This window comes from Paramuribaculum intestinale (assembly GCF_030759015.1).
GTDB classification, from domain to species: Bacteria; Bacteroidota; Bacteroidia; order Bacteroidales; family Muribaculaceae; genus Paramuribaculum; species Paramuribaculum intestinale.
Genome location: NZ_CP098825.1, coordinates 687,261 through 707,518, shown reverse-complemented (window position 1 = coordinate 707,518; position 20,258 = coordinate 687,261). Strand labels below are relative to the sequence as shown.

Below are 20,258 nucleotides of genomic sequence, written 5' to 3'. Positions count from 1 at the left end.
GCTATGAGATACACTGAAAAAGACATCCGCAATATTCCTCTTACGGAATTTATGGCGGCTCTCGGAGAGAAGCCTGTCAAGTCCTTCGAGGATATGAAACTGTATTATGCACCGCAACGCGACGACACTGAGCCGATGCTGGTGGTCGATACCAATACAAACCGTTGGTATGACCATGCAACTGACCAGAGCGGAGACATCATCGACCTTGCCGCCTTGAAAATGAATCCGACGCTCTATATGGACCCGCGTGACTTCATATTGAAATATATGAATGAGTATGAGCAAGGCAAGGAACTTTCGATAATGGCGCGTTGCCCGCAGCCTCCGACGGTTGTAGGCATTGATATAAAGAAGGTGAAGCTCATAGACTTTATGAAGGCTCTCGGTCAGGAACACCCGGTTGCTGCCGATGGCAATCTGAGGATTTACAATGCTCCATACGATGCCAATCCCGGTCCGACAATGGTAATCAACACCGAAACAAATCTCTGGCGAGATACAAAGTCCGGTGCATACGGCAGTATCTATGACCTCGCTTATGAACTGACAGGCTCGTGCAATATGTCGGAACTGAACCGATATATAGCCTCAGAAATGGCGGTTTTGGAGAAGTCCAAAGATAAGGAACAGAATACAGAACCGTCCAAGCAGGAACCTGACAAACCCCAACGGAAGATTCGCCTATGAACATCGACGACATCAGGAAAATCTCGCTTGTCGAGTTTCTCAATCAGTTGGGATATCAGCCTACCGGACGCGACAGCAAAGGTCTGTGGTTTTACGCCCCGTATCGCAGTGAGAGAAAACCGTCGTTCCATGTCAATCCTAACCGTCAGGTTTGGTTTGACTTCGGAACGGGCGCGGGTGGCGATATCTTCTCGCTTGCCAGAGAAATGTCCGGAGAAACGGACTTTTTGAGGCAAGCCGATTACATCGCGGAGAAGATGCGCCTCCCGGTCGCTAAACCTTATAAGCCAACGCCGTTTGTCGAAGAACCGACTTTTGAAAATGTCGAAGTGTCGCGTCTGGAGTCTCACGTGTTGCTGCGCTATCTCGCCGACAGAGGCATACCTAAGGAGATAGCCCAACGATACTGTGTACAGGTTGACTATGAACTTCATGGCAAGCGGTATTATGCCGTCGGCTTCCCCAATAACGCCAATGGATTAGAGCTGAGGAATCCCTTCTTTAAAGGGTCTTATCCGCCAAAGCATATAACCCATATTGCCAATGACAATGCCCGGTGTAATGTGTTTGAAGGCTTCATTGACTTCCTTTCAGCGGAACGCCTCGGCTATAATGAAGGTCTCGACACTATCGTGCTCAACTCGGTCGCCAATCTTCAAAAGGCGATTACTCCACTCGGTGATTACACTGTAATCCAATGCTATCTTGACAATGACACCGCCGGTCGTGCGGCACTTGCCAGACTCCAAAGAGAGTTCGGTGATAAGGTCATGGACAAGTCGGCACTCTACCCAAACCACAAGGATTTGAACGACTATCTCATGTCGCTCTATCCGACAAAATCAAATAAAGTAAAACTCTGAATAATATGAATCTGATTCTTGATAAAATATGCAACTTCCGCGTCACTGCCGCCCGTTTCTTCGGATTCTGGGCAATACTCTTCACCCTCGTTCTCGCTCTGACCTCTTGCTCCGACGACCTCGATGTGCAGCAGTCCTATCCCTTTTCGGTGGAGGTGATGCCATACGCTGACAAAATTGCCAAAGGGCAGACCGTCGAACTGCGCTTCGAGATAAAGCCCGAAGGCAACTACACCAACACCCTCTATACCATCCGCTACTTCCAATACGATGGTGAAGGTTTGCTCAAACTTGTTGACGGTCCTGTGCTGGTCAATAACGACCGTATTCTGCTCGAAAGCAAGACCTTCCGCCTCAATTACACCGCAAAATCAGACCAGCAGCATCGCTTTTTAGTTGTGGTCGAGGACAATTTCAATTCTACCCCGTGGGAACAGACATTTGAGTTCAACGGCAATGACAGTGGCGACGATGATGACGGTAAAACTACCGGAATAATCAGTCCTGTCAATCCCGGATCAATAACACCGATTGCCCGATGAAAAAATTTCTGATGTTCTTTATGGCGTTGCTGACCCTTGTGACGGCAACGCCGACCGCAAATGCAAAGCGGTCGATTATGGAGCTTCCGCTATTTGAGCGGGCGGTGCTGATTATAAAAAAATTTGAAACGCTTCATAAGCCAAAGCACTGGCCGACGATATGCTATGGTCATGTCGTTCAGCGTGGAGAACATTTCACACGCCGGCAATACAGTGAAAGCGAGGCTGATGCTCTTCTTCGTCGTGACTATGCCAAGTTCTGTGAGTTGTATAAAGAATATGGTCGTGACAAATATATTCTTGCGGCTCTCGCTTATAACATTGGGCCCGGAGCCGTCAATAAAAGCAGCGTTCTGAAAAAGTTAAAACGGGGTGACCGTAATATCTTCAAGGCCTATACCTCCCACTGTCATTACAAAGGCAAGTGGCACTCCGGGCTTCACAAAAGGCGGCTTACTGAACTTGCCGTTTTATACGTCCCCTAAAAATCTACAGCGATGCCATTCTATCAAATGGAATAGCATCGCTGTATTGTACTTTTTATCAATCCCAATCATTTAATGATTCGATATATCTATCAACATCAAGTATCCGGACATACTTTTTGCGATTCTCCAAACAGGATTGACAATTACAATTTTCAGATTGTGATTGGATATGAACTGTTTCTATTTCCGGACTATCCTTTTCGATTTCTCCTTCCATGATTATTTTGCTACTTCTTCCTTAAAAGAATTGGCGGGTTTGAAAGCTGGGATATTGTGAGCCGGAATAATTATGGTAGTGTTCTTGCTGATGTTGCGAGCTGTTTTCTCTGCACGGGTCTTGACGATGAAAGAGCCGAAGCCTCGGAGATACACGTTCTCACCGTGTGCGAGACTGTCCTTCACTACGGTCATGAACTGTTCGATTACGGTAACAACCGCAGCCTTCTCGATGCCGGTTGTTTTTGCGATTTCAGTCGCTATTTCTGCTTTAGTCATAAATGTTTTCTGTTTGAGTGTTGAAGATTTAGATTACAAAATTACGAATTTTTTCACAGTCGTCTGAGCATTTTGTCGGAAGTATGTGCTTGGCATATCGAATGTTTAGGGACTGTTTAACACAAAAGTAAAATAAACACGTTATGTCAGCATACTTCCCACACTCCCACATCCTCCTGGGATCTGCAATAATATTTGCAAGAACATCACGAGTAAGTGCGGCGAATGTGGCTTCAATAAGGGTGGTTTACATCGGCCTTGATTAAGGCCCGACGATACTGATACTATTTGAGTTTGTACCTGAGCAGATGTCCGCAGTTGTCGGCCACCTCTTCTATTATCCTGTGGCATACTGTTTTCGGCAGTTTTATTTTGGTGCCGACTGCTATGAAATCCGAGATTGTAGGATACCCTGTGCCGTTGACAGATGTGGCGTGTTCGCCGTTGTAGCCTTCCGTGCATAGTGTAAGGTCGTATGCCGGGGCTATGTGCCATCGCCATTTGCCCGAAGAGTCCCGGCGAACGATGAAACTGAAATTCTTGCAGTGGTCATCCTTGTTGTCCGTTAGATAGTTGAACACCATGCGCCGGAACATCTCCTCGACATCTTTCGGATTCTGTGTCAGAAAACCTGTCAATGCAAGCAGATTGCTGTAGTCAAGAATCGGATTGCCGAGTGATATGCAGAGCAGTCCGCCGGCTGTGGCGGTATGCAGTCTTTCTCCGGATTGCGTCAGGTCGAAACGGCGAGAGGCAAAATATTTGCCATTGACCAGTTTGAAATCAGGAACCGTTATTCCGCACTTTCGAGCTGTCTCGTTGTAGATATATTCCTGCTCACCGATATTCTTTGGATCGTATGTGTGCCGGAACTTCACAAGCCAGTGACCGTCACTGTCCGAAAACACCGCCTTCGGTCTTGCGCCGCCACTGTTGCCGCTGTTGAACAGCAGGAGTTCCGCATCATCGTCCTGCCGTTCCCGAAGCACCTCCAGAGCCTTTTGCTGGAGCATATCGAAATCATCGGTTTCCTCTCCTGTCACAATACTTGACACAGGCGCGTATGTCAGCGCACCCATGCCACCACTGCCGACAATGCTCAGTCTGTCAAGTGCTGACAAGTCGGAATCATTGATACCTTCTCGTTGCAGAGCCTTGTGGAGCAGATAACGTCCGTAACCATCCGGGAGGCTGTCCTCGAAAATTCCAAAATCACCGTTGAACGGTGTCGGTTTGGCTATGAACATACCCGGTTTCAACGGCAACTCCAGCGGAGAGATGCTGAAACCGTCGGCAAGCCATTCCCTGTCGTATTCAAAGACGCAGAGACGGTTGTCGGGTGTAAGCGACATCGTACCTACATTGCGGTCGTGGTATCTTACGGAAAGTCGGTCAATCTTCTTCATCGGCGCGGGTTTTACGGTTGTATGCTTTTTTCTTGCCGGTATTCTTGCGTATCTGCGAGAGTTCCTCCATGGTGGAATATTTGGGAGCGGCGAAAATGTCTCGCACTTCTTGCAGATAATCCATGGAGATAGCAAGGAGTATCAGATTCTTCAGAGATATGAGTCCTTTCTGCTCGAAGCGTGTTATGTTGGCGAGAGCCACGCCTGATTTCTCAGCCACGGTCTCCCGTGTCAAGCCACGCTCCACACGCCTCTTGCGGAAGTCATCCGCCAACTTGCGGGCCACATCGTCCGCATCAGGCAGCATAAAACTATCCAATACTAATAACATATTATCTGAATTATTCATATGCACGTAATTACGGATTAAATATTATCAATTACAAAGATAGTGATTATTCCTGATACGGGCAAGCCTATATGGGCATATTTCAGTTGTAGGACATACAAATCCGAGGATAAATCGTTAATTTTGTGTATGGCAAAGAAGAAGCGACAAGGACATTACTGCCGGATATGCGGTGAATATAAAGCCAATGAGAAATTCAGTGGCAAGGGTCACGCACAGCATATCTGCAAGGCGTGCATGTCAAAGAAAAATAAAGGGATTGAGATCGACTCTGAAATTCCGGTTGTTGACGAAGATTATGATGATGAATTGTTCGGAGACATGGAATATGATATGTTCAATCCCGACATTGACATCATGCCTCCCGCAGAACCAGAACATAAGAGATACGACAAACTCAACAAGGAGGAAAAGGCTGCGCTGAAAGAACTATGGGCTGAAATAGTAATCCGATATTGGGAGGATGAACGACTTATCCCATTCGGTGAGCCTTACTCAAAAATCAAGAAAGAGCTTCTGGCGATTTTTGCTGAACATGGAGAAATAGCCTTGAAGGATGACAATAACCTCAAAGTCTTTCTTCACGATACAATGATAGTCACCATCAATAAAGTTCTGAAAAGGAATGCGAGCATATAGTAGAGAAGTTTTTAAGCATAAATACAGCCCAAACGCCGCCTTTTGGCGGCCGAAATTTTTTGGCAAAATGAAGGTGACAGAGGTCTTATACTCCGCCACCTTCATTGCTGATATGGCACTGGCTATGCTCTCTTTCTCTCTGCTATCATTTTCTTGTTGGCGTTGATGATACCTGCTATCTGCTGGGTGTACTCACATATTTCATTGGCGAAGGCTCGGCATTGGATTATGTGGTAGTCGTCAAGCGAAATTTCTATGGTGGCTATCTGCTTGTTTCCGATGTAGGCGGTAAGGGTCAATGTATCCTCTTTAAGGTAATATTTGGCAGTACCGCAACAGATAGATTGTTTATCTCCGATTTTATAGTAATCATCGATGGTGTCGATTGAGTGGATTTCAATCTCTCCGTCAGTCATTTCCATTCCGAAGTAGCGGGATTTGAGTTCCTCGAACTTGGCTTTGTCCTTGATGGCTTGCTGACGTTCTTTCTCTCTCTGCTCCTTGATGCGCTGGCGATTGACCTTAGCCACATATATGTCGTGGACTACTTTGAGGTCATTGGGTGCTATCAGCGAGGGAGAATTGAGGTTTCTGCCCATACGCTCCAACATCTTGATGTAGTCAAACCACATCTGCGGGTCTTTGACCCTGTAGCCGTTGCGCTTGGCTATCTTAATGGTATTCCAATACTTGTCAATGTCTGACTTATTGGCTGGTCTTGCACAAAGGTATCGTAACAATCCTATCTCGTTGGCTTTCATCAGTGTCTCGGCTTTTGGGTTGGTCAGTAACTCTTGGAACATAGTCACGGGGTGGATACGGTGGACTGAGTTCTTGAACCCGTTGCGCTTTATGGTATCAGTGACCTTGATGCGTGGATATACCCATTGGTCTGAAACGTACATATAGGCGTCTCCATCGTTTCTGATTTCAAGTGGTGCGCTGAATGCAAAGGTATCAACATAGCAACCGAGAGTACGAGGGATAGCGACAATGGTCTTATTGCCTTTGGGGTCAATGAAATACTGCCCGATTTCAAGGTAGGCAGGTTTCACCTTCATACCCTTGCGCATTTCAACTATCATCAGGAACATTCTGACTACCTGATAGTCCTCAATAGTCGTGATGATGTTGAAATAGGACTTTTCGCGGATAACACGCTCTTTGGTGTCCTTGATTTCTATCTGAGTGCCACATTCGGGGCATAGGCACGTTCCGTTTCGGGTTTCCAGCCACTCGTGACCGCATTTCATACAGGTACACATTCCATTCTTCAACCTATAGCCATAGTGATTGATGGTAGAGTTGAGTGCCCAATTCATTTGGGGAGTGGTGAGCGGGCGAAGTCGCCCACTCAGTTCCACTATATGCTGTTGTTTCTTATTGCGAGGTTTCATATCCTTGGAGTTTTAGAAGTCGAAAAGATTGGGTTGAACATTGATTTCTGCTCCGGCTTTGGGAGCGGTGGCGGTCGGCTTGGGTTGAGTCTTCGGAGCTGACTGCCGTCTGATTTCTCGGAGTTGCTCCTCCTTGTATTGCTCCATAGCCTGCTCTTTGAGTTCTGCCTTATCCTCATCGGAAAGTTCCGGCTTGGATACCACGATGTTGCAGTTCACCTTTCCGCCTTCCTCAATCTCATTCTCGTCGAAGTAATGAACCAATATGTTCATCACGGTAGCGTCATCGACACAGCACAGACCGCTCTTCTGAATTTGTCCGCACAGATAGTTTACTGCGCCTTCCATACTCTTGGACGGGTTTGCCATCTTGATAGCGAATGTGGGTTCTGCGATGCAACGCTCTTGGAGCATCTGCTGCATAGCTGCGATTGCAGCGTTGTTGGATTTCATAGTAGCCATATCAGTGTTATATTAAAGGGTGAATAACCAAAAGATTATCATTATTGCGGTTATAATGGATATTACCCAGCCCGCACCTCGGATTACAGGTCTGACCATCGCCCACACCAGAGTTCCGATTATTGCTCCGATGATGATAGCCACCACCTTTGCAACCTTTTTTATTTGGTTGAACCTGAGGCTTTGAGCTTCGCTTTGACCTTTTATGTGGCTGTTTGTTTTCATCGTTGCGACTTTTTTTTATTTGTATATCACCATCGGTTTTCGCTTGCTTGACACCTCAAAGGCGTGTGGTGAACAGAGGGGATGTTCGCCCTTTGACGGAAAAATACGAGTGCAAAATGAAGTATTCGCCGGAGCTTACGGAGGCAAATACCATTTTGTGTCTGGAGATTTTTCAGTCAAAAGGCAAAAGAATATCCCCGTCACCACACGTTAACCATTGGCTAGCAAGTTAAAATCGCTGTTGATTAGACAATAACAGGAGCCACGACTCCGGCACGGTGAAAACATACGGCTACATAATCGCTCTGAAATTTTCGTAATATTGAAATGTCTGTAAATAGAATTGTCCAGTCCGGAAAGACGAGTCTGTGATATGCCCCCGACGAAGGAAGGAGGCACATCACTGTCTCGGCTCGTGGACTGCTACCAACGGAGAGTGGCGCAACGGCTCAAATAACGAATGATGGAGGCGGCGTAAGAACACGCAGTGGCAGATAGACTTGGCATGTACAGCGAAGCAACATGCTCAGGCTATCAGACACTCGGTGTTTAGCCGACTCTTCAATTCTGGCAATGCGGTCAGCGGTAGTGCCGGACTCGCTCCAAACGCCACTGACGGCATTGCCTCACCCCGGCAATGCCTCGCTTGCGACTGCCAAAGTCAAGCCGTCGCGTCTCTCGCAGTTTAGAATCGAATAATCGAACAATTCAGTCCAATTTGTAAGCATCTGATATTTCGTAGTCTGTATGTCAATAAATTTTCGTAAATTTGCATTCATAATGATAGAAAACAGTTTGTACGACAGGAAGTCCTTACGGGCAATATACGGACCGAAAGCAGATTTTAAGGAAATTGCCAAAGATTGTGTTGCTTTTGCCAACGCACAAGGCGGTATGATCGATTTTGGAATAGAAGATGAATTGGTCGTAAAGACAGGAGCGACAACTTCTTTGCGTTATAATCTCGCGACAAAATCAGTCTAATAAACCACGCTGTTATCGTAAATTTATCTATATTTGTCGCAACTTTGTCTTTGGACAAAATCAACAGACTGTGTTTTAGTAATATAACTTGCGACAAACACGATCTAATAAAAGGTCTGACTTGCGACAAACGTATCAATCCATTTCCAAAGATTGAGATACCCCGTCATTGCGATGAGGTACAATGCTGAAAAATCGTAATTGCCAGGGATTTGTACTTGTAAATGTAAAGGTGTAAGAAATATTAACTTCAGTGATTTGGAGAGATGCCGTATTATTGTTAATTTTGTGGATGTTATGCCAAGTATGGCGAAGAACTTTGAAATCTATAGGAGTAAAAATAGGGAATAGCCGAAAATCGCTATAGATGCAAATGTTTGATAATTAGAGTGGTTACCTCAAGAAATAAGTGTCCCAGGCGGATCACTTGAAATTAAACCCAAACATCTATATATCAGATGTTTGGGTTTTCTTATTTTTGAAGATTGTCCACAAATTGTCCACCAAATGAAGAGCTGCGCTGATGTGGACAAAAATTTTTCGATGTTGAGTGTTAAATTTTCTCAAACATTATGGCCGGGGTGCGTGTTTTGTATTTCGGTGCGAATTTTTCGTGCTGCAACAACTATCCCCCATTTATGAACAACGAGGAAAAAATTGAACACGCAAAAGGGCTTCTCCGCGAATGGAAAGCCACACACCACGAGGAATACTGCAACTTCACCGACTGGATGCATGACCGCGAAGGCCCCGGCTTCATCGCGGTATTCAACCATGCCAAGGCTTTCATGCCGCAATTTGAGACAGCCGTGCTGCTGCATCTTAAAGATGACAGCTCGAATGATGTGGGCCATCTGGAAAAGATGCTTGTCGAGGGAGGCATGGAGAACCATCTGCTGACAGGGCTGAATACTCCCCACATACCCGGCAACATTTTCCTGCCGATGTTGGCATGGATGTTCTACGGGCGCAGCTTCGAGTGTATGGTGGAGTACGGTGAAGACCTTATCAGAAATCCCAAGACTAATTTTCTTATACGCTTGGGAGCGAAACACCATATCAAGTGGATAATCAAGAGCAGCATAGCATTGAAAGGCCGAACAGAAGAGGACTGGGCTAACTTTGTCGAGGAACAGCGCGAGATGGGCAGCGAACCTAACGTTACCGCCAAGACCATCGCCAAGTTGAAGACAGCTTCGGAAGAAATACGGGAATTTGTAAAACCCGCAGGAAAGAAAGGTGCTCCGGGCAGAGCCGCCCGTCGTCGCCCGTTGACCGAGCTTTTGCCCAATGGCGACAATTATCTCTTTGACTGCATCGACAACCATGTGAAGATACGCAATAGCGGCAAGGATTTCGCCATGCTATTTATCGTGCTTAACGAGGGGCAGGCGTTGGCGAGAACCAATATCGTCGAGTTTCATTCCGCTCTCTCCGAAAGATACAAGGATAATCCCGGAATACCAATCCCAACCCCGCGCAGCATACAGGAGGGTCACAAGAGCTATATGGAGCTTACCGAGTACAAGGGCAACAAAATCCGAATGTTCGAGCGGCCGGAGTATATTTCCGAATACAATGACATCCGGGAGAAGCTGAGTGTAGCCGATTATATGTTTGCCGACTGACATAAGCGCTCGACCAAAACCATAATGCAGAAGCCATCTGACAATTTTGTCGGGTGGCTTTTGTCGTTTTTGGCAGTTTGGTTTACCCCTATTTCAGACAAATTTCGGCTCAAGCCGAAAGCACGGTGCATATGTTAAATTGGGCAATTAGAAGTGTTAAATTTTAGGCGTAGAGTTTGACCAATCGGAAGATGAAGAAGTCTCGGTCTCTTACTCCACGCATCTGCGATCGGAAGATCTTGACCTTTGAGTTGAATGCCTCGGCCGAGGCGTTGGTGGCCCTCCTGCGAAAGTAGTTGATTATTGTCGGGGCATGGTTCTTGAATGTCTTGATCACGGAACGGAAGTTATTGTTGTCCAATGCCATTACTTTCTCATACCATTTGTTCATCTTCCCTAATGCCTTGGTCGGTGAGATTTTCAGATTAAATATGCGGCGTAGCTCCATCGCGAGCTGATACGCAGCTTTGAGTATCGGATAGTGCTTGAATAGAATGTTGGCTCGATGTCGCTGTATGTCAGTCCATTTGTTCTGCGACATCATCAGTGTGTGCTTGCTGCGGGCAAGTATCTGACGCATGGTCTCGCCGTTGGAGTACGTCATCGGCGGCTCGGACTTGTCGCGGGAATTGTCCTCTGCTATGAGCTGACGGCGGATGTCGACACGGATTTCATCGACAGCCTCGTTGTAGACCTGCTGTACGTGGAAACGGTCGTTGACAACGTGTGCGTTGTAGAAAACCTCGGCGGCAATGAGCATCATTGACGGCGACAGATCGCACGTCACTTCTTTCACCCGGCGTCTGACTGATTTTCCCATCGCGCCGATAAGAATCGATATTATCTCATCGCTCCTGGTGCCGGGAATGGCCGCCGCCAGCGTTCCGGGGCCGCCATGACCGTCCTTGTTGGTGAGGAAAGTCCATACCTCCCCGTTGCTCAGACAGGTCTCGTCAAGGCTCATGTACGGGCCGATGTTGGCGGCGTTGAAGTAGAATCCGCAACCGAGTTCGCTCTCGCACCACTGGGCGTAGCCGCTCAGCTTATTGCGGTATAAGTCAGCAAAATACTTGCCGCTTACGCAGTACATCCGCGCTATGTGCTTAATCGACAGGGCTGTCGTCTCCACCTTCGTCTTTTAAAAAAGCCACGAACTCGGCACTGAGTCGTGTCCCTTCTTCGTTGGGAAGTTCAAGGTTGTAGGAGAATATCTCGTTTGTTTTCTTGTCCCACCACTTGTTCTTGCGCATATGCAGATACACAGGACGACCCCGCAAGGGATAGTCCTGTACGGTAACATAGTCCGTGTAGCCTCTCGCTACGATATGGGGATTACGAAAATCCTCATCAGACAATTTCTTCTTCTCGTCAAGCCATATGTCGTAGGATTGGTCTGTCTTTTCAAACCTGACCATCTCAAACAGCTCGTTTAAGCCTTCGGGTAAAAACTGCCAAAATGCATCACTGGTTTTCATGACGCAAATTTAACACTTTTCCCAAAATTCATGCACCGCACTTTCGGCTTGAGCCCAAATTTCTTCGTTTTATTTCGTTACGAACCAAAACGAATTTAACCCACTATCTATCAGTGTTATACATTTGCAAGTGCACGAGATTTGTGCTTTCTTTGCACCGCTGTAACGCTGAAAACGCATAGTGGTAACGAGGCTCAACGGGGAAAATAGACCGGTCGCCCCCAACGCCTCAATACGATTGCCGATGCGTCAGGCTGAACAGCCTTTGACTGCATTTAACTGTTGTCGGTGCGGTCAATGTCTTAACCCAGACGACGCGAATAAAATCAACATGACAGGTTTATCCGAACTTTTGCAGGAAGGAGTGGCCGGGCTTACACTGGCCATCCCCCTGTGCGACCTCAAGGAATTTGCCGACTATATAGTAGCAAAGACCAAGGAGGAACTGCTGCCTACGTTGAAGGCGGCGGACACAGATCCGCTTATTCCCCGTTTGGAGGTGATGCGGATGCTTGGTGTATGCGCCAACACCCTTAGAAACTGGCGTAGGAGCAAATATCTTGAAGCCGTGCTTGTGGGCGCGAAAGTATATTACCGCACGTCGGCTGTTAACAAAGTCCTTAATGAGTATGGAAAAGAGCGTATCTGACAGAAAAGGTATCGACCCGATGCTTGTACTCGGTAAAGCCGTGGATATGGGCATTAGCGTCAACGGCGGAGATTTTCCGTTAGGAGCGTTGCCGATGAAGATGCAGAGGATTGTACGTGAGGCCAACGACTGCTACGGCTATCCGGTGGATTATCTCGCCGGGGCTATGCTTGTGGCTGTCGGTCTTGGCATCGGCAACACCCATTTCGCCCGGCTCAAAGGGAAGTGGGATGAGAGCGCGATTCTGTTCATGGCTCTTGTGGGCAGACCCGGAGCGTGCAAGTCGCATCCTCTGAATTTTGCCATCCGACCGTTCACCGAGTTGGACGGTAAGGCGACACGCGCTTATGTCAAGGCTTGCGAGGAATACGAGCGTCAGCGTGAACTGCCAATGAAGGAGCGTACAGCCCCGCACCCTGTGGCCCCGGTATGCAAACGTTTTCTTATTTCTGACGCCACCCCGGAAGCCATGCTGCTTATTCACTCGCAGAATCTGCGTGGCATACTTATGTGGAATGACGAGCTTGCAGGATGGTTCAAGAACTTCAACCGCTACAACAAAGGTTCTGACGAGGAATACTGGCTCAAACTGTTCAATGCCAATCCGTCGTTCTCCGACCGCAAGGGCGTGAAAAACTCGGTTTATATCAGCCGTCCTTTTATCTCGGTTGTGGGAACTATACAGAACGGTATACTCAATGAGCTGGCTCAGGGAAGTCGCACCTCAAATGGTTTCATCGACCGTCTGCTGTTCGTTATGCCCGGCAATCAGGACAAGCAGCCGTGGAGCGACAGAGAACCATCGTTCGACATAGAAGCGGCATGGGCTGACATCATCGGCAGACTTGTGGCAATGCCCTACGAAACCGATGATGACGGCAATATCGTCGCTGGGATTCTGCCTTTCACTCCTGAGGCAAAATCGCGACTTTACGAATGGCAACGTCAGAACACTGAGGAATGTAACCGGGAGGAATGTGACGCACTGAAAGGTGTCTATAACAAGTTCGATTTCCATGCCATACGCTTTTGTCTAATAATGCAAATGGCGCGCTGGGCATGTGGTGAAGCTGACAAATCGGAAATAGAGCTTGTATCGGTTGAAAATGCCATATCACTTGTGGATTATTTCAAGACAACCGCCACAAGAGTGCAGGGCATTATCCGCGAGCTGTCGCTGTCGGAACTGCAAAGAGCCGTGATGTCGGCTCTACCCGATGAGTTCACAACTGAACAGGGTGTTGAAATCGCAGCCGACAATTCTATGCCGGAGCGTACTTTCAAGGATTTTATCAGGCGTTTCACCGGGATTCACTTTCAGAAAATACGTCATGGAATTTATGGCAAGATATGACTGTAAACCTGCATTTTCTGCACTTTTTGCATTTTCCTCCAACCAAAATGCAGATAATGCAGATAGTGCGAACCGATTTTTTGAGAATCTATGAATAATATACACCGATTCATTCTCCAGCCATACAAAGGAGTGGCTACACGACATCCCTGCCCCGCCTGCCACAAGAAACGTTGTTTCAGCCGGTATATTGACACCGAGAAACAAATCTCGTTTCCCGACGATGTCGGCAGATGCGACCATGAACAGAGCTGCGGCTATCATCTTACGCCGAAGGAATATTTCGAGCGTAATCCACAGGCGAAGCCTGTGCACTGTGATTTCGCAACTCCGTCAGCATGGCGAGCCAAACCGACCGAGCAGCTAAAGCCTACCTCCTTCATCGCGGCAGAGACTGTTTCACAGACTCTGCACGGATATGAGAAGAACAATCTCTATCTGTTCCTCCGCTCCAAGTTTGGGCCCGAGGACGCGCTCCGTCTGATGAAGGATTACCGCGTAGGCACATCGAAGCACTGGCCGGGATCATGCGTCTTCTGGCAGACCGATATTAAAGGTTGTGTCCGCACGGGTAAGGTCATGCTCTACAATGCCGAAAACGGCAAGCGTGTCAAAGAGCCATTCAATCATGTGACATGGGTTCATTCGCTGTTGAAGTTGCCGGAGTTCAATCTGCGTCAGTGCTTTTTCGGCGAACACCTCTTGCCGATGAACCGAGGCAAACCGGTTGCCATTGTCGAGAGCGAAAAAACTGCAATCGTGGCATCTTATTATCTGCCGGAATATGTGTGGCTGGCAACAGGTGGTAAAAACGGTTGCTTTAATGCCGATGCACTTCGTGTTCTCCGTGGCTGTCAGGTTATCCTGTATCCCGATATTGGCGCGACCGACCAGTGGCGGCAGAAGCTGAGTTTGTTACGCAGTCTCGGTATCGAGGCAAGCATCTTCAACCTCCTTGAAGAAGTTGCCACTGATGACGAGCGAACAGCCGGACTCGACATAGCAGATTATCTGCTGCAAATCGAGCCTGACCAAGCGATACTGCAATCAATGATACGCTGTAATCCGATTTTGCAGAAACTCATGGATGATCTGCAACTCACTCTTGTGTCAGTTGAACGGTATAACCCGGATACTGATACTATTCACAAACCCTCAAAAACTGATAAATCATGACAGCAAAGAAATCTCCGTCAACAACCGCATCCAAGTCAACTCAGTTGACCGATGCGCCCGAATCCAAAGTATCAACCCATAATCCCGATTTTATTATGAAGTCAGATAACTCAACCAACCCTGTCAATCCTGTTAACAGCGACAACGCTGTCAACAGCACCACTCCTGCCAACACAGATAATCTGTTTGATAACGAACAGACGGCAACCGAGGCAACAGCCACAGCCGCCACAACCGAGCCACCTAAACAACAGCGTATCGGCAAGCAACAGCGCAAGTCGGATTTCGCAGACTTCAAGGCTGCCTATCTTTCACCGGCAAAGTTAGAGAAGCGTCACCCTGTCAACATCGAGGACAGTGTGTGGGCGAAGCTGGAACGCATCGCCCGTATCCTCGGTGACCGTGACACCAGCGTCGGCAGCTACATCAACGCCATTCTTTCGGGGCACCTCGAACTCTATGCCGACGACATCGAAGTCTGGCGCAAACTCTGAGATGATAATGTCGGGATACCACTGCACCCGGTACACCGTGGGGCAGCTTCCCGATGAACGTAGTGAATTGGGAAGGCAAGGATATGTTTCGGGATTTCTTTTTCTCCGAAAACGATTCCCAAAACTGCGCAGTATAAGCCGCTCTTTGCCTCCCCAATCCACATAAACCACAACAATGTCTACTATGAGTAAATCAACTGTCAGAAAGGGCGGTCGTCCCTCTAAACCGACCGATGAGAAGCGCACCCATGTGGTGACAATCAAACTGAACGATGCCGAATACTCCGACCTTCTTGAGCGGTCAAAAACCGCCGGAGTAAAGATGGCGGAGTATGTCAGACACGGCGCGTTCCGGCTCACTATCGTCAGCCGCCTGAGCGAGATTGAACAGGAGATCGCCAAAGGAATACTAAATCTCAGTTCCGATTTCAATCAGGCAATGACCTGTTTTCATCAGCTCAAACTTCGCAGCGCGGCCAATAAATTAGCCGCCGTTGTCGATAAGATGTTTGACATTCTCAAAAAATTGAGACCCAATAAAGATACCGATTATGTTTGCAAGAATACTTAAAAGCGGCACGTTTCACGATGTCGTGGGGTATGTGACGCGCCAGTTCCACGACCCCGAAGAATATACGCCGGACACATGGCGCATCATCGGAAGCGAAAATATTTTCACTACCGACTATGCGAAAATGGTGCAGTCGTTTGAAGCGATACATGGATTTATGCCCGGCAAGGAGAATCCGGCAGGACATATTTCCATCAGTTTTGACAACGCTGACGCGCCTCGTATGACCGATGAATTCATGGCTCAGCTTGCCAAAGAGCATATGGAAGGTATGGGAATCAAGAACACCCAGTTTCTTGTCGTGCGCCATCTGGAAACCGGACATCCGCATTTCCACATCGTCTATAATCGTGTGAATATGTCAGGCAAGGCAGTCGACGAGCGCAATAATTTCAGGCGTAGCGACCGTGTTGTAAAGGCCATCAAGGACAAATACGGACTCACATACTCGCCGCTGAAACAGAAATACGAGGACAGAATTCCGGTATTCAAGGAGCGGATCAGTCAGGCGATTTATGGCTGTAAGTCGTGGGATGAGTTCTCGCGCCGCCTCGCCTGTGCAGGAATTGAGGTAAAATTTCATGACGACCACAACACAGGCAAACACATAGGGGTGAAATTTACAGACGGCGATATAACGGTCAACGGGTCTAAAATCGACCGTGCTTTCACATATCGCCGCTTGAACAACCTCTTTGAGTTTAACCGCAGACAGGGATTTGAGCAATCAGACTCAATCCAGCAGAAACCGAAAGTAACGGTCGAATATGTACCGTCGCAAAAGCCATCTCTTGTGGAGGACGTTCTGGGCGCAACCATCGGAGCGGTCGGAAACCTGTTCACACTCGGCCCCGGTTATGACCCACAGGAGGAAGAATTTGCCAGAAACATGAGAAAGAAAAAGAAGAAACCAGCCATCAAACACAGCCACTGAATATGTCAAAGCTATATGATGACGTCAAGAAACAAGGTGAGCAGATTGACGACCTGCAAAAGACAGTTACCAACCATGGCACTCGCATCGAGACCCTCGAAACAAAAGCGAAGGCAACGCCGCCACAAGCAGTCAATCAAGGGCCGATAACGGTGAAATTGCCCGACAACATAGCGACCAATGAAAGCGTCGGCAAACTGCTTGATGAGAAACTATCAGAAACCTCAACCGACGGCAAACTCAAAAAAGTCATGGAGCAACTGCCGGGTAGCCTGTCGAAAGGAGTTGCGGATGTACTGTCCGACAATTTGGGTGACAAGGTCAAGGACGCTCTTTATGAAGGATTCCGCAGGGAGTTTGCGGATGAGCGAAGAAAGCTCTATGACGTGGTGAACGACATGCGCTACAAAGCCCAGTCGATAATTTGGGGGCAATGGTGGCGTGCTACCCCACATTGGGTCTATACCATCTTTGCGGTTCTACTTCTCGCCGCCGGAGGTTTCGGTTATGGATTCTTCTATCAGCTCAACAAAAACTCAAAGCTAAAAGATGTGGAATGGCTCTACCGTTACGAGCGTGGACTTAACCGCGACATGAATGTGGTAATGCACCGTGAACGCCTTATGCTCCACGGCAAGCCCAACGAAGTTGACAGCATGAGGTCGCTAATCCGACATCAGGAGCATAGAACCCAAGCCGACACCACTTTTGTAAACTACTATCCTACCAATCCCTAAATATATCCCATGCCACCGGCTGCTACATGAGCTTTCGGTGGCATTTCTCTTTTAATCGGAGTAATACTGATATGTTTTTCAGCATATCGCATTGTTGGTTTAAATATTATCCGTAATTTTGTTAATTAAGATGGAATAGCAATCTCAACTCCTGTAATGATTCTGACGCGATGTATAAGCATATCTATTGATAATGGTGTGACCTTAAATCAGACCAAGACACGCCGCACTCTCATCGTGCCAAATCAGGCGATTGCAACCTACGTCACCCAGTGGACTTACGACAGCCACAACCGACTCATCGAGATGATCTATCCCGACGAGGAGAAGGTTACTTATTCCTACAACCTCGGAGGTCTCCTTGAAAAGGTTCGCGGCGAGAAGTCATACGGCTATGACTACATCACCAAGTTAGGCTACGACAAGTTCGAGCAGCGCAGCTACCTGAAGTACTGCAACGGCGCGGAGACATTCTACACCTACGACAACCGTCGCCGCCTGAGCAATCTCGCTGTCAACAGCGGAGGCACATCCATTATGGACAACGCCTATACGTTTGATGCGGTCAGCAATGTACTTTCGGTGGCAAATAATGCTTCTCTCCCTGCCAACGGCAATGCCGGCGGCCAGATGTCGCACACCTATACTTATGACGGTCTCTATCGTCTCGCCACCGCCAAAGGTACATACACCGGAGCAGACAACAAGTCCGCATCCTATACCCTCGCTATGGGCTATGACAATATGCACCGCATCAAGTCGAAGAGCCAGCATCTCACTCAGGACAACGTTCAGTTCAACGGCACCCTCAATGTCGGTTACGACCTCACTTACGCCTACAGTTCGGAAGAAGGAAAGAAATTCCAACTCGAAAGTGTAAAGGATGTTAATTACCGCACTGAGGAGACTCCCGAAGGTCAACAAGTGGAGAACGGTCACATCTACCAGTACGACAAAAACGGCAACCTTATTTACGTCAACACCAATCGCGTAATGACGGATGGCCATAGAGATAACAGTGTCGGAGAGCGCAAGCTTATCTGGGATGAGGAGAATCGTCTGCTTGCTGTTGACGACAACGGCTTCGTGTCCAACTACTGGTACGACGCCGACGGAGAGCGCACTGTCAAGACATCCGGAGAAAGCGATCAGGTCTATGTCAACGGAGTCTTCTCCGGTGGCTCGACCAACACCGCGAAATTCTCCCTCTATGTCAGCCCGTACCTCGTGGCTAATCAGGGAGGTCGTTACACCAAACATATCTACGCTGGTTCGCAGAGAATTGTGTCCAAGGTCGGCGATTTCGCCTCCTACGGCTCAGACCCGCGCCGCATAGAATATGCCGGTGCCAACACCGACGGCCTTTCGGTTGACTACAAGTCAAAGTATGCAGCGCAGCAGCAGGTTATCAAGGACAACTACAAGTTCTTCGATGTACCGTACAACGGCACTGACAACGACAACTATGCTGACGGCGAAGGATTCTGCTGCAATGACGGTTCAATGGAGGCGGCTGTTGCGCAGGCTCGGAAGGCTCAGACCCGCGCGGTTTCGCGGTCTTTCAAAGATCCCGACAACTACGAGAACTTGCAGTTCTTCTATCACCCCGACCACCTCGGAAGTTCCAGCTTCATTACCAACCTTGACGGTGAAGTAGTTCAGCACATCGAGTATGTCCCCTTCGGCGAAGTCTTCATCGAGGAGCGCAACAACGTGTGGAACACTCCTTATCTCTTCAACGCTAAAGAGTTCGATGAGGAGACAGGTATGTACTACTACGGTGCCCGCTACTATGACCCACGTATCAGCCTGTGGATGTCAACTGACCCAGCACAAGAAGAATATTATAGCCATTCTTCCTACTGTTTCTCAGGCAATAATCCTATAATATACATAGATTACAATGGAAAAGAATGGACTGATTTAGATGGGCAGGTCATAACAGATACTAAGAATATCAAGAAATTCATATTTTATTCAAAAGATTTCAGCAAACAAGCAAAAGTGCAATATAATGACGGCATCAAAAAGTATGGAGCTGGAAGTGTAGCCATGAGTCAGACAAGTACTACTCAGGCTTTCTCAGAAGATTGGAAAAATATGAATGGAACTGAGATTTCTGAAGTATTAATTATGACGCACGGGAAGAATCAATCAATTCTTGTTGGTGAAGGTCAGCAGTTTACGGCAACAGGAGATGGGAAAACTAATATTTCAAGGTCTCCTGCTCCAAATATTCAAGATCTTCCTCAACCGACTGGCAATATTGAAAATGCGATGTTATATATGTATTCTTGCCATTCTGCAGACACAAATCCACATCCACACGGAGAAGGAGATCATCAACAAGGAGCTTTGCTTGGGTCACAACGACCAATAGCGTATGTATTTGCTCAATATTTCAAATTTTATGGAGTGCAAGGCACAAGTGAATCTGTAAATTACCATTACGGCTTAATGGATTTATTTTCGCCTTCATCAGATTATTTGCAACCATATCCAGCAAATGGAGGTAAATGGCGCATTTACTACAATTCCAATAACTCATTAAGAAAGCAGGGCAAATGACAAAAAAAAGACTTTTTCTCATTGTCGTATTTACTGCGACAATAGTCTTAAGTCTACTCTCTATCGCTTATAGCAAGCACTATATCAAATATAGTGCTTGCTATAAGCTCACTACACTTAAGACTCCGTACT

The 20,258-nt window shown here is 47.5% G+C and carries 24 protein-coding genes; 15 read left to right on the top strand and 9 right to left on the bottom strand.

Going from position 1 to position 20,258, the window contains the following annotated elements; genetic code table 11:
* Positions 1-3: 3 nt before the first annotated feature.
* Genes NF347_RS03160 through NF347_RS03145 form a run of 4 tightly spaced genes read left to right on the top strand, consistent with a single transcriptional unit; the run spans position 4 to position 2,580 of the window.
* On the top strand, positions 4-690 hold the full coding sequence (locus NF347_RS03160) for a hypothetical protein (RefSeq protein WP_124076049.1): 687 nt from the start codon (positions 4-6) through the stop codon (positions 688-690).
* Positions 687-1,553: a toprim domain-containing protein gene (locus NF347_RS03155; protein ID WP_107036571.1), complete on the top strand. Its 867-nt coding sequence runs from the start codon at positions 687-689 to the stop codon at positions 1,551-1,553. The genes NF347_RS03160 and NF347_RS03155 overlap by 4 nt, the downstream gene beginning before the upstream one ends.
* 5 nt (positions 1,554-1,558) lie before the next feature.
* Entirely contained in the window at positions 1,559-2,095 is a 537-nt protein-coding gene (locus NF347_RS03150; protein WP_107036570.1) for a DUF3872 domain-containing protein, read from the top strand.
* Positions 2,092-2,580 (top strand): glycoside hydrolase family protein, encoded by a 489-nt coding sequence (locus NF347_RS03145; RefSeq protein WP_107036569.1) that lies wholly within the window; start codon positions 2,092-2,094, stop codon positions 2,578-2,580. Before NF347_RS03150 ends, NF347_RS03145 begins: the two co-directional genes overlap by 4 nt.
* A gap of 58 nt (positions 2,581-2,638) precedes the next feature.
* On the opposite strand, the gene NF347_RS03140 is transcribed toward NF347_RS03145, so the two are convergent.
* The 4 genes from NF347_RS03140 to NF347_RS03125 all read right to left on the bottom strand — a co-directional run bounded on the left by NF347_RS03140 (position 2,639) and on the right by NF347_RS03125 (position 4,770).
* Positions 2,639-2,800 carry a hypothetical protein gene (locus tag NF347_RS03140; protein WP_161953428.1) on the bottom strand — a complete coding sequence of 54 codons (162 nt, stop codon included), beginning with the start codon at positions 2,798-2,800 and terminating at the stop codon, positions 2,639-2,641.
* 2 nt (positions 2,801-2,802) lie between these two features.
* Positions 2,803-3,078: an HU family DNA-binding protein gene (locus tag NF347_RS03135; protein ID WP_107036568.1), complete on the bottom strand. Its 276-nt coding sequence runs from the start codon at positions 3,076-3,078 to the stop codon at positions 2,803-2,805.
* A gap of 284 nt (positions 3,079-3,362) precedes the next feature.
* Complete coding sequence (locus tag NF347_RS03130) at positions 3,363-4,484, bottom strand: type II toxin-antitoxin system HipA family toxin (protein WP_107036567.1); 1,122 nt, start codon at positions 4,482-4,484, stop codon at positions 3,363-3,365.
* Positions 4,471-4,770: a helix-turn-helix domain-containing protein gene (locus NF347_RS03125; RefSeq protein ID WP_237613049.1), complete on the bottom strand. Its 300-nt coding sequence runs from the start codon at positions 4,768-4,770 to the stop codon at positions 4,471-4,473. Before NF347_RS03125 ends, NF347_RS03130 begins: the two co-directional genes overlap by 14 nt.
* A gap of 192 nt (positions 4,771-4,962) precedes the next feature.
* On the opposite strand from NF347_RS03125, the gene NF347_RS03120 reads away from it, so the two are divergent.
* The gene (locus NF347_RS03120; RefSeq protein WP_107036565.1) at positions 4,963-5,472 is read left to right on the top strand and encodes a hypothetical protein; all 510 of its coding nucleotides are present in this window, start codon (positions 4,963-4,965) and stop codon (positions 5,470-5,472) included.
* Between the two features lie 122 nt (positions 5,473-5,594).
* Here the strand turns inward: NF347_RS03120 and NF347_RS03115 are convergent, their stop codons facing one another.
* The 3 genes from NF347_RS03115 to NF347_RS03105 are packed head-to-tail and all read right to left on the bottom strand — an operon-like array spanning position 5,595 to position 7,556.
* A complete protein-coding gene (locus tag NF347_RS03115; protein WP_107036564.1) occupies positions 5,595-6,869 on the bottom strand; it encodes a PcfJ domain-containing protein in 1,275 nt (424 codons plus the stop codon).
* 12 nt (positions 6,870-6,881) lie between these two features.
* A complete protein-coding gene (locus NF347_RS03110; protein WP_107036563.1) occupies positions 6,882-7,331 on the bottom strand; it encodes a PcfK-like family protein in 450 nt (149 codons plus the stop codon).
* A 12-nt stretch (positions 7,332-7,343) separates the two neighbouring features.
* Positions 7,344-7,556 carry a hypothetical protein gene (locus NF347_RS03105; RefSeq protein WP_107036562.1) on the bottom strand — a complete coding sequence of 71 codons (213 nt, stop codon included), beginning with the start codon at positions 7,554-7,556 and terminating at the stop codon, positions 7,344-7,346.
* A 780-nt stretch (positions 7,557-8,336) separates the two neighbouring features.
* Between NF347_RS03105 and NF347_RS03100 the strand changes: the two genes are divergently transcribed.
* Both NF347_RS03100 and NF347_RS03095 read left to right on the top strand, forming a co-directional pair.
* The gene (locus NF347_RS03100) at positions 8,337-8,540 is read left to right on the top strand and encodes an AlbA family DNA-binding domain-containing protein (RefSeq protein ID WP_107037092.1); all 204 of its coding nucleotides are present in this window, start codon (positions 8,337-8,339) and stop codon (positions 8,538-8,540) included.
* A 638-nt stretch (positions 8,541-9,178) separates the two neighbouring features.
* The gene (locus NF347_RS03095) at positions 9,179-10,168 is read left to right on the top strand and encodes a DUF6043 family protein (RefSeq protein WP_123543107.1); all 990 of its coding nucleotides are present in this window, start codon (positions 9,179-9,181) and stop codon (positions 10,166-10,168) included.
* Between the two features lie 163 nt (positions 10,169-10,331).
* On the opposite strand, the gene NF347_RS03090 is transcribed toward NF347_RS03095, so the two are convergent.
* A complete protein-coding gene (locus NF347_RS03090) occupies positions 10,332-11,297 on the bottom strand; it encodes an ISAon1 family transposase (RefSeq protein ID WP_289744932.1) in 966 nt (321 codons plus the stop codon).
* Positions 11,272-11,643, bottom strand: coding sequence for an ISAon1 family transposase N-terminal region protein (locus NF347_RS03085; protein WP_107037119.1), 372 nt, complete (start codon positions 11,641-11,643; stop codon positions 11,272-11,274). Before NF347_RS03085 ends, NF347_RS03090 begins: the two co-directional genes overlap by 26 nt.
* A 331-nt stretch (positions 11,644-11,974) precedes the next feature.
* Between NF347_RS03085 and NF347_RS03080 the strand changes: the two genes are divergently transcribed.
* From NF347_RS03080 to NF347_RS03045, 8 genes are all read left to right on the top strand, one after another.
* Positions 11,975-12,292: a helix-turn-helix domain-containing protein gene (locus tag NF347_RS03080; RefSeq protein WP_160631494.1), complete on the top strand. Its 318-nt coding sequence runs from the start codon at positions 11,975-11,977 to the stop codon at positions 12,290-12,292.
* Entirely contained in the window at positions 12,273-13,646 is a 1,374-nt protein-coding gene (locus NF347_RS03075) for a DUF3987 domain-containing protein (RefSeq protein WP_228449187.1), read from the top strand. The genes NF347_RS03080 and NF347_RS03075 overlap by 20 nt, the downstream gene beginning before the upstream one ends.
* A 90-nt stretch (positions 13,647-13,736) precedes the next feature.
* A complete protein-coding gene (locus tag NF347_RS03070) occupies positions 13,737-14,822 on the top strand; it encodes a DUF6371 domain-containing protein (RefSeq protein ID WP_107036991.1) in 1,086 nt (361 codons plus the stop codon).
* 95 nt (positions 14,823-14,917) lie between these two features.
* Entirely contained in the window at positions 14,918-15,316 is a 399-nt protein-coding gene (locus NF347_RS03065) for a DUF3408 domain-containing protein (protein ID WP_161553891.1), read from the top strand.
* Positions 15,317-15,500: 184 nt separating this feature from the next.
* The gene (locus tag NF347_RS03060; protein ID WP_133165542.1) at positions 15,501-15,887 is read left to right on the top strand and encodes a plasmid mobilization protein; all 387 of its coding nucleotides are present in this window, start codon (positions 15,501-15,503) and stop codon (positions 15,885-15,887) included.
* Entirely contained in the window at positions 15,868-16,821 is a 954-nt protein-coding gene (locus tag NF347_RS03055) for a relaxase/mobilization nuclease domain-containing protein (protein WP_107036994.1), read from the top strand. The genes NF347_RS03060 and NF347_RS03055 overlap by 20 nt, the downstream gene beginning before the upstream one ends.
* A 2-nt stretch (positions 16,822-16,823) precedes the next feature.
* On the top strand, positions 16,824-17,558 hold the full coding sequence (locus tag NF347_RS03050) for a hypothetical protein (protein ID WP_107036995.1): 735 nt from the start codon (positions 16,824-16,826) through the stop codon (positions 17,556-17,558).
* A 537-nt stretch (positions 17,559-18,095) separates the two neighbouring features.
* Positions 18,096-20,126 (top strand): RHS repeat domain-containing protein, encoded by a 2,031-nt coding sequence (locus tag NF347_RS03045; RefSeq protein WP_228449333.1) that lies wholly within the window; start codon positions 18,096-18,098, stop codon positions 20,124-20,126.
* The last annotated feature ends 132 nt before the right edge of the window (positions 20,127-20,258 follow it).